Annotated in this window: 10 protein-coding genes; 5 read left to right on the forward strand and 5 right to left on the reverse strand. The window is 48.7% G+C overall.

Annotation, left to right across the window (positions count from 1 at the left end):
• Positions 1–35: 35 nt before the first annotated feature.
• From bilR to M1L66_RS00360, 4 genes are all read right to left on the reverse strand, one after another.
• Positions 36–1,148 carry a bilirubin reductase gene (gene bilR / locus M1L66_RS00345; protein ID WP_434690135.1) on the reverse strand — a complete coding sequence of 371 codons (1,113 nt, stop codon included), beginning with the start codon at positions 1,146–1,148 and terminating at the stop codon, positions 36–38.
• On the reverse strand, positions 1,141–1,578 hold the full coding sequence (gene bilQ, locus M1L66_RS00350) for a bilirubin utilization transcriptional regulator BilQ (protein ID WP_434690138.1): 438 nt from the start codon (positions 1,576–1,578) through the stop codon (positions 1,141–1,143). The genes bilR and bilQ overlap by 8 nt, the downstream gene beginning before the upstream one ends.
• A gap of 105 nt (positions 1,579–1,683) precedes the next feature.
• Positions 1,684–3,417, reverse strand: coding sequence for an FUSC family protein (locus M1L66_RS00355; protein ID WP_434690140.1), 1,734 nt, complete (start codon positions 3,415–3,417; stop codon positions 1,684–1,686).
• A 255-nt stretch (positions 3,418–3,672) separates the two neighbouring features.
• The gene (locus tag M1L66_RS00360; protein WP_002605485.1) at positions 3,673–3,921 is read right to left on the reverse strand and encodes a TIGR03905 family TSCPD domain-containing protein; all 249 of its coding nucleotides are present in this window, start codon (positions 3,919–3,921) and stop codon (positions 3,673–3,675) included.
• A 202-nt stretch (positions 3,922–4,123) separates the two neighbouring features.
• Here M1L66_RS00360 and M1L66_RS00365 point away from each other — a divergent pair, with 202 nt between their 5' ends.
• The 5 genes from M1L66_RS00365 to M1L66_RS00385 all read left to right on the forward strand — a co-directional run bounded on the left by M1L66_RS00365 (position 4,124) and on the right by M1L66_RS00385 (position 11,167).
• The gene (locus M1L66_RS00365) at positions 4,124–4,819 is read left to right on the forward strand and encodes a 5'-methylthioadenosine/adenosylhomocysteine nucleosidase (RefSeq protein ID WP_434690142.1); all 696 of its coding nucleotides are present in this window, start codon (positions 4,124–4,126) and stop codon (positions 4,817–4,819) included.
• Positions 4,820–4,945: 126 nt separating this feature from the next.
• Positions 4,946–5,998, forward strand: a complete 1,053-nt coding sequence (locus M1L66_RS00370) for a hypothetical protein (RefSeq protein WP_187023484.1) — start codon at positions 4,946–4,948, stop codon at positions 5,996–5,998.
• A 111-nt stretch (positions 5,999–6,109) separates the two neighbouring features.
• Positions 6,110–7,459, forward strand: a complete 1,350-nt coding sequence (locus M1L66_RS00375; RefSeq protein WP_434690145.1) for a glucose-6-phosphate isomerase — start codon at positions 6,110–6,112, stop codon at positions 7,457–7,459.
• 320 nt (positions 7,460–7,779) lie between these two features.
• Positions 7,780–9,207 (forward strand): ABC transporter substrate-binding protein, encoded by a 1,428-nt coding sequence (locus tag M1L66_RS00380; RefSeq protein WP_434690147.1) that lies wholly within the window; start codon positions 7,780–7,782, stop codon positions 9,205–9,207.
• Positions 9,200–11,167, forward strand: coding sequence for a diguanylate cyclase domain-containing protein (locus M1L66_RS00385; RefSeq protein ID WP_434690150.1), 1,968 nt, complete (start codon positions 9,200–9,202; stop codon positions 11,165–11,167). Before M1L66_RS00380 ends, M1L66_RS00385 begins: the two co-directional genes overlap by 8 nt.
• A gap of 55 nt (positions 11,168–11,222) precedes the next feature.
• On the opposite strand, the gene M1L66_RS00390 is transcribed toward M1L66_RS00385, so the two are convergent.
• A complete protein-coding gene (locus tag M1L66_RS00390) occupies positions 11,223–11,996 on the reverse strand; it encodes an IclR family transcriptional regulator (RefSeq protein WP_187023488.1) in 774 nt (257 codons plus the stop codon).
• Between the last annotated feature and the right edge of the window lie 401 nt (positions 11,997–12,397).

Genomic DNA, 12,397 nt, shown 5'->3' on the forward strand with positions numbered 1-12,397 from the left:
TATCCATATGGGTGCCGGCCTTATGCCTGAGTGATTCATTTAATAGTTTTAATACGATCCCGAATACAATGCACTCCTTTATGGGCCTGCATACCTCCCAGGCACTCCCGGTTGCATCCTGTGCAGGTGAAAATCTGGGAACCGGCGCCGGAGACGGTTTTTTTAACCCATTCGGGATCTGCGATCAGCTGGCGGCTCATGGCGGCCAGTTGGATTCGTCCTGATTTCAACTGTTCTTCCACGAAATCAGGAGAACAGAGCCGTCCTACTCCGCAGACCGGTAAATCGGTCAGACGGCTGACCTCATCACAGAATGATAAAAAGCAGCCCTGCCCGTGAAAATAGGGATGTGAGGCCGGCGGTATGGTATCGCTTAAGTCGGAATGGTTGGCCAGGGTGACGTGAAAGCTGTTCACGCCAGCCTGCTCTAAGAGCGGAACAAAGACCGGAAGCTCTTCCTTCAGCACCCCGGCATTCCCATAATGGGGATCTTCCTGGCGGACTGCCAGCTTATAATCAATGGTCATATCGGGAAGTGCTTTCCGGACGGCGGCGACTGCTTCACAGGCAAAACGAGCCCGGTTCTCCGCACTCCCTCCATACCGGTCTGTGCGATGATTGTAAATGGAGGAAGAAAAACTTCCGCACATCCGGTCGCCGTGGATTTGAATGACATCAAATCCGGCTTCCTTTGCTAAAACGGCCGCTTTGCCGAAGCCCTGTGTGATCTCGGTGATTCTCTTGTTGGTCAGGCCGGTTATATAGCCGGATACCGTATCGTTTAAAAGGACTCTCATCTCATCCGGTTTGATCTTTCCGGTGATCATGCCCGGCAGATATTTGATCAGACTACGGAACTGCGAGTCCGACATGTGCAGCTGGGCGGCCGCCAGGGCGCCGTTTTCGTGAATCGTTTCCGTGATCCGGCGGTAACGGAGAAATCCTTTTCGGCTGTACAGGGACAGAAACGGACTCTTCAGTACAGGAACATCCCCGATGATGATCATGGCTGTTCCGCCCCGGGCGATGGCGCCCAGTTTTTCCAAGTACTCCTCTTCCTTAAGGCCCATGGAGGTGGGGGCAAAGATAATTCTGTTTTTCAGGGTTACATTACCCAGCTTGAATGGGCTGTTAATAGTCTCATACATGGCTCTGCCCCCCTTTACCGCCTTCCCGGGTGCAGACGCGCCGGAGCAATTCCAAAAGCTGTTCTCTCTGCCCGTTGTTCAAGTTCTGGCAGACGATCTCATCCCAGTCATGAAGCAGAGTATGAAGTTCCTTGAAAATGGCTTCCCCCTGCACTGTAAGAGTTAAATGGTAATGCCGGTGATCTACGGTATCGCGGGTGCGGACCGCGTAGCCTAACTGTTCCAGTTTACCAATGCACCGGGTCACATGCCCGTTGTCTGCCCTGAGAAAATGGGCGGTATCACTGAGTGAACAACCGGGATTTTTACCAATGTAAATAATATAATAAAACAGGCCATCCGTAAGACCGTACTGCTTGAGTCTGGCATCGGAATAGGCATTCAGATCCTTTCTCAGGGCAGTAATATAATAAGCGAGAGAATCTGGCATGGGAAGCGCTCCTTTCAATTTCAATATAAAAATAAGCAAATAAAAAGTATTTGACTAAGTCAAATTATATTCTTGATAGTTGACTTTGTCAAATACTTTTTTGATTTATTGTGAAATCAAGCCTTCCTTCTGCGGATAACTCCGGTGAGCCGCCCGTACCAGCGCCCGGCATTCCGAGATTTTGTCATGCAGCAGCTCCCGTTCCTCGCCGTAGGTATTCTGGTACAGTTTTTCCTCGATCAGCTGGGACTGGATAACCAGATGGTAGTAAAACTGCGTGTCGATTACGCCCTGGCGGCAGATCTTTGACAGCAGCCTGGAGGCGTAATCGTATTTTTTCAGCAGAGTCTCAGTGGCTGTGCTGCGGTGGTAGGGGAAGAGAAGGCAGTTGGCGGCGTAGGCGATCACGATTCCGGCCAGCACGTAGGCCAGACGGATGAGCAGCATCCACCCTACAGGCACCCAGCCAAATGCGTTCATAAACACAGCGCCGCCCAGCGCTCCGATGGTGGAACAGGCAAATGTTCCTGTGTAATCTGAGAAATAAAAGCTTAAATAGCCAGACAGCATCATGATAACAGTCCTGCCGGCGGGAGACGGAACCAGGGAATAGAGAATCACACTGAATACGCCTCCTGCCACGGTAGCAAAGAAACGTTTCCCGGCCTTCTGCCCCACATCATCGGCATAAGGGAGGGAAACTGAGGCAAGGGTAAACAGAAGCCATTTTCCGTGAGGAAGATTCAGGCTTTCAACCAGCAGTGTTGCGAGTGACAGCAGAAGAGCAACCCGCAGGGCGTAGACTACGCGCACTTTACTGATTTTTAATGCAGCCTGAATCCGGATGGAAAGGGAGAGCAGAGTCGGACGGAAATTTGATTTCTTTTCGGGATCCGCCATATGGACCAGGTGATTTCTGATGTACTCCAGGCTGTCGTAAAATTCTGCCTGATGCAGGTCTTTCACATCCGTAATAAAATCATCTCGCGCAATGAGGTGAGGAGCCGTGGTCTTCATATTTACATAGGCCTCAAAGTGGTCCAGCTGGACCAGCGTCTTTTCCAGCATATCCTGGTATTTTTCCGGATGCTCGGTCTGAGACAGCAGAATAAGCAGGTGTTCCAGGCCGCGCCCGGAATCGACCACGGCGAAGTTGGCATCGGATATACACAGCTCCTTACGCCTTCTGTCATAGACCATGCGGCTGAGGCGGCGGATATTCTTTCGGACATCTTCCAGGCTCTCCGGTGTTCCACTGCCGGATAAGAGACAGGATATGTACTGCTTGGCCTCACCGATCAGTGTTAGAAGTACGTCGGAAACCGTCTCTGCGGCCCGGTTCCGTCCCATGACCAGCTGATAGAGAATGATGCAGACGGCTCCCGTCACCATGGCTATAATCCGCTTTGGAAGCTGTTCCGGGCTGGAGGGGGATATGAAAATCAGGAACAGGTAGGACAGAATATAAGGAAAATACAGATGTCCGGAGTATTCATACGTATAGAGATACAGGATTAAAAAAATCATGATAAAGTTGATCGGAAGAGCGATCCATGGATTTAAAGTGACAACCAGGCAGGCGGCAGCTGCCATCAGCACCAGTACCGTGGACTGCGCAAGCAGATGCTTAAATGGTGTGGAGGTTAAGTCGCGGACCATAGAGGCCGACATCATAATGGCAAAGATAACTCCGACAATGGAATTTTCTGCTCCGAATACTTTCTGGAACACGTTGACGTAAGCGATAATAAACAGAAATGACAGAGTGGCGAATTTCAGATTTTTGCGTATACGCTCCTGAACCGCCGACAGGATGGAACTCTTTTTGGGTATTGCCATAGATAAAAACTCCTTTCTTTCGAAAGTATATCGTAGCACAGAAAAAACGGCAGTGCAAGAACGTCCCATTTCTTAAATATTTATGAAGATCTGGATAAAAATGGAAAAGAAGCAGGCCGCGGCGGTCATCCATTATACGGATGATGAGAGCCGAGGCCTGCTGCATACAGTGCTGATTCTCTGTGTGATTTCTCTGTTTTTGGTATTTCTGGTTGCGTATGTAAAACTGTATACGGCGTCAGATCCGGATTCGCATCAGGAAAGGGATTCCTTATATTGCTTCAGTGCTTTTGCCAGCTGGTCCGGGCAGGAGGTAGGTCTGGGACCGCAGTGGATTCCGTCGAGACGTTTGATCGCTTCGTCTACGTCCATCCCCTCGATCAGACGGCCAAGGCCCTGTGTATTACCGGAACATCCGCCGATGAAGCGGACATTGGTGAGTTTGTTGTCCTGTACGTCAAAATTAATTTCCTGTGAACATACGCCGTGTGTTTTATAAATCATGAATCATTCCTCCATATTTCTTCTATGCTTTATTTGTTTTCTGCCTTATTTTTGACCCTGCATTTTTACAATTATACCGAACAAGGGAAGGAATTGTCAATAGCAGCGGTTACTGAAACCCTCTTGCAAACAGGACGAAAACAGTTATAATAATCAATATATGCAAATTAACCCGGAAGGGAACCCGAAAAGGAGGCGCTGTATGTTAGGAATTATCGGAGCCATGGATGTGGAAGTGGCGGAAGTAAAAGAGGTAATGCAGGAAGTGGAAGTAAAGACCATGGCCGGCATGGATTATAAAGGAACGCTGAGAGGAAAAGAGGCAGTGGTGGTCCGTTCCGGTATCGGCAAGGTGAACGCGGCGGTGTGCACACAGATTCTGGTGGATCATTACGGAGTGGACGCGGTCATCAACACGGGAATCGCCGGTTCTTTGAGAAATGAGATCGAGATCGGAGACGTGGTGCTTTCCACCGATACGGCGCAGCATGATATGGATGCGACGGGGTTTGGATACCCGGTGGGGCAGATTCCGCAGATGGAAGAATTCTCGTTTCCGGCCGATGAAACGCTTCGGAATCTGGCTCTGGAGTGCTGTAAGGAAGTGAATCCTGACATTGGAGTTTTTACCGGAAGGATCGTTTCCGGGGATCAGTTTATTTCCGATCGGGTTAAAAAAGACTGGATTGCGGAAAATTTTGGAGGCTGCTGTACGGAAATGGAGGGTGCGGCGATCGCTCAGGCGGCATACTTAAACCACGTCCCATTTTTGATTATCAGGGCGATCTCAGATAAGGCTGATAACAGCGCAACCATGGACTACAGCGAGTTTGAGGTAAAGGCGGTGCGCCATTCCGTAAACCTGATTTTAGCCATTGCAGAAAGGTATTCATGTTAAGTTGAGAATCGAATCCTGACGGGATTTGACGAACGATTCTAGGCTCTCTCATCTTCCCAAAGGAAGTTTCGGTGGTTATAATAATCCTATCACCGGAACAACCGGGAAGAAAGGGGAGCTATTATTATGCTGGAATTTTTACAGACAGGCAAAGCGCTGTACGTGCTTGCAGCCGTATGCGGCCTTGGGGTCGTGACCAGATGGCTGACACGTAACCTCTACAAAAGATTAATTAAAGAAACGGACAACATGTCACTGACGAAGAACAAGAATCTTCGCACATTTAAGCAGAAGACAGAAAACAACTATCAGATGAATCAGGGGATTCCGAAAATAAAGCCTTATTTAGAGAGGCAGATGTATGATTTCAGATTTATGGGCATGACGCTTAACGGGTGGAACACATTTTCCAATCAGATGACGCTTCTTTGTTTCCTCGCAGGAGGTGCGGCGGCGTTTGGCGCATACTGGTATCGTACCGATCCTTATTACATAGTGCTGTACGGCTCCATGGGAATCCTGGCAGGGCTCTTTACGATCCTTGTAGACCACGGAGCAGGCGTCGGGGATAAGAAACAACAGCTGTTCACCGCGCTTGATAATTATCTGGAAAATACACTGATCTACCGATTGGATCAGGAACGAGATGAAACACAGGCGATATCGGGGCCTCATATGGAAACCCGTGAAAATATCCGGTCGATCTATCCCGTGGCAGCAGGTACTGCACCAGGACAGGCAGAAGAGCCGGAGAAACAGGAAAACGTGCGGGGAAAGCAGAGAAACAGGACGGAGCGCATGAAAAATCAGTTGAAGGCGGAATCGCAGGCTCGCAGACAGAACAGCGGCCGGTCCGACGGAAGACAGAGAGATGGAAGGCAGGGCGGTATTATACAGGAAAATATTATGACAGAAAACGGTATGGGAATGGCGTCTGACGAGATGTCAGGTATCACCGGAAATCAAAATATGGCGTCGGAAATGGCGCGGAGCGGCAGCGGGCCGTCAGAAATGGAAGGATCCATCCGCGATGTGGACTATTTAAAGAAGAGTCTGGAACAGATAGCGGCAAGCCGCGAACGGGGAAGAACCGTAAAACAGCAGGAGGACTGGCTGAAGGATTTGAACCCCGATGAATTGAAGCTTATTGGGGAGATTCTGCATGAATATCTGACTTGAACATTTGGGAGAGAAAGGAAAATTGTATCGCAATTGGAGGGGATTTATGATATACTGTTCCTGAACAGGCATTCTATAACCTGAAACAAAAGGAAAAGGAGAATGATAGAAATGGGAAAAGAAGTAGTATTTGATTATTCCAGAGCAGCAGGCTTCGTCTCAGCAGAAGAGATGGAAAATATGAAAGCCACAACGTTGTGTGCAAGAGATGTGCTGATGGACAAGTCCGGCGCAGGGAATGATTTTTTAGGTTGGATTGATCTTCCGGTAGACTATGATAAGGAAGAATTTGAGAGAATAAAAAAAGCGGCGGCCAAGATTCAGAACGATTCTGATGTACTTCTTGTAGTTGGTATTGGCGGTTCCTATTTAGGCGCCAGAGCGGCCATTGAGTTCTTATCCCACAGTTTCTATAATGTATTGCCGAAGGGAAAACGCAAAACTCCGGAGATTTATTTCTTAGGCAACAGCATCAGCAGCAAATACATCCATGACTTAAAGGATGTGCTGGAAGGAAAGGATTTCTCCGTTAATATCATATCCAAGTCCGGTACAACGACAGAACCGGCGATTGCATTCCGTGTCTTCAAGGAGATGCTGATCGAAAAGTATGGCCGTGAAGAGGCGAACAAGAGAATTTACGCTACGACGGACAAGTCAAGGGGTGCACTTAAGAATCTGGCGACGGAAGAGGGTTATGAGTCCTTTGTCGTGCCGGATGACGTAGGTGGACGTTTCTCAGTCCTGACAGCGGTCGGTCTGCTTCCGATTGCAGTATCAGGCGCTGATATCGATAAATTAATGGAAGGTGCTGCAGCAGGAAGAAAGGCGGCTCTTGAGACTCCATATGAGTCCAACTCCGCATTACAGTATGCAGCCGTGCGCAACATCTTACATAGAAAAGGCAAGGCCGTTGAGATTGTGGCCAATTATGAGCCAAGCCTTCATTACGTTTCCGAGTGGTGGAAACAGTTATTTGGTGAGAGCGAAGGAAAAGACCGCAGAGGTATTTTCCCGGCAGCTGTGGATTTAACCACGGATTTACATTCCATGGGCCAGTTTATCCAGGACGGCTCCCGTGTGATGTTTGAGACCGTGCTGAATGTCGAAGAATCCCCGGCCGAGATCCTGCTTCAGAAGGAAGAAGTGGATACGGACGGCATGAACTACTTAGCAGGCAAAAATGTGGATTTCGTTAACAAGAGTGCCATGAACGGCACGATCTTAGCCCATACAGACGGTGATGTACCGAACCTGATGGTAAAGATCCCGGAACAGGACGAATACTGCTTAGGACAGTTATTCTATTTCTTCGAGTACGCATGCGGTGTCAGCGGTTATATTCTGGGTGTCAATCCGTTCAACCAGCCAGGCGTGGAGAGCTATAAGAAGAATATGTTTGCGCTTCTGGGTAAGCCTGGATATGAGAAAGAAAGAGAAGAGCTGTTAAAGAGATTGTAAAATAGAATAAAAGGCCCGTATTCCATGACTGGGTGAGCAGTTGTGGGGTGCGGGCTGTTTTTTTATCCATTTTGGCGATATTTTGCTTGATCGTTAAGGCGGGTAACATGTTCCAATCCATAATTTTCACAGATTATACAAAAAAATTAATATGTTCAATAAATAAGTGTATGATATAATATAAACATACATCAAAACCGTTAGGGTAACTGCAGACCATCGAACCCTATGAATCCGGTGCAGCCTGCTGAATCAATAGATTCTCAGAGGTTGGCTGGCGTTTCCGGGCATAAGTGAATAGAAATGGAGAGACGGACACTATGAAAGGGAAAAGAACATGGAAGATAGCGGTGCTGTCCCTGTCGCTGGTTTGCGCAGTATCTGGCTGCGCCCGGGAAAGCAGGCGCATGCTGGATCCGAAAAAACCGACTGTTATTACGGTCTGGCATGCATATAATGCTTTTGCAAAGACGAAATTTGATGAAAAGGTGACAGAATTTAATGAGACAAAAGGGCTGGAGCTGGGGATTGTCGTGGATGCCTACGGCTTTGGTTCGAGTGGGGAACTGGATGACGCTTTGTTTAACTCCGCCAATGAGATTATTGGATCTGACCCGCTTCCCAATGTGTTTACGGCGTATCCGGACAGCGCATACCGCCTGGATCAACTGGCACCCCTGGTGGAAATGGAAGAGCATTACAGTGCCAAGGAGCTGGGGCGGTACCGCGCAGAGTTTCTCAGCGAGGGTGTCTGGGGAAAAGATGGCCGCCATAAACTGATACCTGTGGCGAAATCGACAGAGCTTTTATTTGTGAACGAGACGGGATGGAAGCAGTTTCGCTCGGCTACAGGTCTTTCAGATGATGTACTTAACACATGGGAAGGGCTTGTCTCGGCAGCAGAGGAATATTATAGATGGTCAGGCGGGCAGCCATTACTGGGAATGAACAGCTTTAACGACTTTGCGGTACTGACCGCGGTTCAGGATGGAGCGGATCCATTTCCTGCTGATGGGGAAAATCACTCATTTGTCTATTCCAGGGAGACCGCGAGGAAGGCGTGGAATGCCTATTACGTCCCTCATATAAACGGCTGGTATAAGAGCAGTGTGTATAATCAGGATGGGCTGAAGAGCGGCAGTCTGCTGGCCTACATCGGTTCGTCGGCCGGCGCCGGATACTTTCCTAAAGAAGTGATCGTGGATGGGGAGAACCAGTATCCCATCGAATGTGGGGTGAGGCCCTATCCGACCTTTGAGGGAGGGAGCGGCTATATGGCTCAGAGGGGAGCGGACATGGGAATATTTCGTTCCAGCGAGACTTCCGAGTACGCCGCTGCGGAATTTTTGAAATGGTTTACGGATCCTGAGCGGAACATTGAATTTACTGCGTCAATCGGATATATTCCGGTGGAAAATGAGGCGCTTTTGTCTATCGAAGCGCTGGAAAATTTCATACAGATGAGCGATAATACGGATGCGGTAAAAAAGAGCGTGACAGCGGCCCTTGAGGCGATGCAGGAAGGGAAGTTTTACGTCAGAAGGCCGTTTGAGAATTCGTATGAAGCAAATGAACGGTTTTCCCGTTCCCTGGAGCGGAAGGTGGAGCTTGATATGAATGAGCTTCATAACAGAGTGGAGAACGGCGAAGACAGGCAGACGGTGATTTCCGGCTTTATGGAGGATGAGAACTTTGATAAATGGTATCAGGATTTAATGAGAGAAATGGTTGGAGAGGTAAATGAATAAAAAGGTGAGAAGTGATTCGATCGCCTTTAAACTGGCACTTACGTTTGTGGTGTCGGTTGTGATTCAGAGTCTGTTGATGACGGCCCTTCTGAGTCTGGGCGGTGTGATCGGGCAGTCCCGGGAGAATGCGTACCAGATTTTTTCAGAGAAAGTGAAGAACCGTGCGGTGACAATCGAAGGGGAGATGAAGAATGTCTGGACGAATTTTGAACTCTATACCGATGAGCTGAGCCGGTATTTCGCGGAAGCAGAGAGAGATGAGAACGGGGAACTGCTGGAAAAGGAAGAACTGCTTAAGGCGGCCGCCCCGACTGTGCTGAATGCGCTGTACTACACGAAAACTACGGGTGCATTTTTGATATTAGACAGGGGAGACGATGAAAACGGCAGCTACCCGGCGCTTTATTTCAGGAATGCCAATCCGAACCGGGTCGATGAGCGCAATTCCAATACCTATCTTCTGGCCGGCCCCTGGGACGTGGCACAGGAGACGCAGGTGGTGACAGATGCCGCATGGAGGTACCAGCTGGAGCTGACGGATGCGAATCGTGCGTTTTATGAAAAACCATTCGGCAGTATAGGGCTGGCAGGCGATGAAAAACTGCTGGGCTATTGGTGTCCGTCTTTCCGGCTCTATGACGGAGGGGAAGAGGTGGTAACGTATTCGATTCCTCTGGTGGACCAGCGGGGAAGGGCAGTCGGTGTATTCGGTGTTGAGATCTCGCTGAACTACCTGTATAAATATCTGCCGCCATCCGATTTGATGGCCGTGGACTCCTACGGCTATGTGGTCGGAATACAGACCGGAGAGACCGGAGAGATCCGCCCGCTCGTCACCCACGGAGCTCTCCAGAAACGGATTCTGCATGGCGCCAGTCCTATGGAACTTAAGGCAAAAGATGCAGAGAACGGTATTTTCCAATTGGAAAACCACAATGGAAATGAGATAATCTATGCGTGTCTGAAACAGATGGGCATGTATTATAACAATACTCCTTTTTCGGGAGAAGAGTGGTATCTGATTGGTCTGATGGATGAAGATGCACTGCTGCGGTATCCGCACCGAATCCAGGAGATTCTGGTCTACACATTTCTCATTTCACTCTGTGCAGGCGCAGGGATTGCGGTGCTGATCAGCCGGTGGTTCACCCGCTATTCCAGGCTTCTGGAGCTCTCGGAGGTTCCGGTGGGAGTCTATGAGATGGGCTCTAAAGGGAATAAGGTCTACATGACGAACCAGGTTCCCCGGCTGCTGGGATTATCGAAAGAGCAGGAACGGGCTTTTTGCAGGAGCCAGGATGAATTTCAGGCGTTCTTAAAGAAGATCTGCGAGAAGCCGACAGAGGATGAAAATGTATTCTGTCTGGAACGGCCGGAGGGAAAACGCTGGATCCGTCTGACCTTTCGTGAGGATGACGGGAAGAAGAGCGGAGTCGTGGAAGATGTGACAGAGGAGACGCTCAAAACGCAGTCACTCAGAGCGGAAAATGATCTGGACGGCCTCACCCGGGTGCTGAACAGAAAAGCCTTCGAGCGCCGGCATCAGAAATGGGATGGAATGCTGCGGCTCGGAAAGCCGCTGGCGGTCCTGATGTTCGATTTGAACTGCCTCAAGAGGGTAAATGACCAGTTTGGACACGAGACGGGCGATAAGTACATACGCTTTTCTGCCAGAGCGATCTCCGGAGCCTTAAAGGAGGCGTGGATCTACCGCATCGGCGGTGATGAATTTGCAGCAGTGCTTGAGGGAGTGCCTGAGAACTCGATTGAGGAATGCTGCCGCCTGTCAGCCGGCCAGGTGGAGGCGTATGGAAAAGATAATGGGTTTGAAGCGGGAATCGCCTGGGGATATGCGATACCCGCTCCGGACAGTGCGGAGACATTCGGTGATCTGTTGTCCCGCGCGGATCATAATATGTATGAGATGAAGAAGCAGATGAAGAACATAGATAAATCTTGAAGTAAAAGGCCCATGGCTGTAATCGGATGAGGATTGCAGCCATGGGCCTTTTGATTTAGCTTAGGTTTTCTGAGATCAGTCTTGCTGTATCCATCACTTTCTTTGGATACTCTGAAAGATGTTCCGTCATACGCACGGTGGGGCCGGAGATGCTGATGGCGGCAATTGGTTTTTGGCTGGTGTCAATAACCGGCGCTCCGATACAGGTAAGCCCCAGTTCATCTTCCTCAACACTTAAACAGTAGCCGCTTCGGCGAATCTCATCTAATGATTCCATAAGTTTTGAAGGCTCTGTGATGGTATGCGGAGTCATAGGGGCAAGGGGGACGTGGTCTAAAAAGTCCCGGATAAATTCGTCCCCCATAAACGCGAGCATGGATTTTCCGGTCGCAGTGGAGTAGCAGGTTTTTGGCAGGCCTACAAATGACTGCATGTGAAACGCGATCGCTCCGTCAATCTTATCAATAAAACGGATATTCCAGTCGTCATCCCATATGGCGAGATGCACGGTCTCGCGGACATTTCTCTGAAGCTCTTCCAAATGCGGGCGGGAAGCCTGCAGTATCTCCATGCGGGCCAATACAACGGAGCCGAAATATGAGAATTTCATTCCAAGGCGGCACCGGCCATACTTATCCTTTTTTACAAAACCTCTGGCTTCCAGGGTCGCCACAAGGCGAAATACCGAACTTTTTCCCAACTCCAGTTTCTCTGCTATTTCTGTCAGCGTCAAAAAATTATATTCTCCCAAAAGTTCAATGATCCGCAGTGCGTTTGTCACGGACTGCAGCATGTATTTTTCATTCTGTTCGTTTGTTGTATATTCCACAATTATTATCCTTTCCCAAGTCGCTACTATAGTTATAACAAAATGCAGTCCGAGTTGCAACCTTCTTACGCGGCGCGATACCAGGAGATTTTGCTAATTGCATTTTTCTTTGTCAAAATACTCTTATGGTTCTTCCAACAGTCTGGAACATATTTGAATTAGACTGGTATATTTTTCCAAACGGTTTAATTGATAGAAAATAATATAATAAATCTAGTATTGACAAAACAATAGAGAAGGAATAATATAAGGATGTAAAGTTCGTATGAAGAACTTAAAATTCGTATAGAGAACTATGGCGAGGAGGCGATCGGAAAAAAGAAAATAAACATATGTATTTCCGGATAGGAATTATGATCCGGCAGATTATCAGTGGGGGAAGTTTACCAGAAGTTAAAAGG

Source organism: Hungatella sp. SB206, assembly GCF_051132295.1.
In the GTDB taxonomy this organism is placed as follows: domain Bacteria; phylum Bacillota; class Clostridia; order Lachnospirales; family Lachnospiraceae; genus Hungatella; species Hungatella effluvii.

Excerpts from the sequence above, each read along its gene's own strand:
- M1L66_RS00385 (WP_434690150.1), top strand. The coding sequence starts at position 9,200 with ATGAATAAAAAGGTGAGAAGTGATTCGATCGCCTTTAAACTGGCACTT.
- M1L66_RS00355 (WP_434690140.1), bottom strand. The coding sequence starts at position 3,417 with ATGGCAATACCCAAAAAGAGTTCCATCCTGTCGGCGGTTCAGGAGCGT.
- bilQ (WP_434690138.1), bottom strand. The coding sequence starts at position 1,578 with ATGCCAGATTCTCTCGCTTATTATATTACTGCCCTGAGAAAGGATCTG.
- M1L66_RS00365 (WP_434690142.1), top strand. The coding sequence starts at position 4,124 with ATGTTAGGAATTATCGGAGCCATGGATGTGGAAGTGGCGGAAGTAAAA.
- M1L66_RS00375 (WP_434690145.1), top strand. The coding sequence starts at position 6,110 with ATGGGAAAAGAAGTAGTATTTGATTATTCCAGAGCAGCAGGCTTCGTC.
- bilR (WP_434690135.1), bottom strand. The coding sequence starts at position 1,148 with ATGTATGAGACTATTAACAGCCCATTCAAGCTGGGTAATGTAACCCTG.
- M1L66_RS00370 (WP_187023484.1), top strand. The coding sequence starts at position 4,946 with ATGCTGGAATTTTTACAGACAGGCAAAGCGCTGTACGTGCTTGCAGCC.
- M1L66_RS00360 (WP_002605485.1), bottom strand. The coding sequence starts at position 3,921 with ATGATTTATAAAACACACGGCGTATGTTCACAGGAAATTAATTTTGAC.
- M1L66_RS00380 (WP_434690147.1), top strand. The coding sequence starts at position 7,780 with ATGAAAGGGAAAAGAACATGGAAGATAGCGGTGCTGTCCCTGTCGCTG.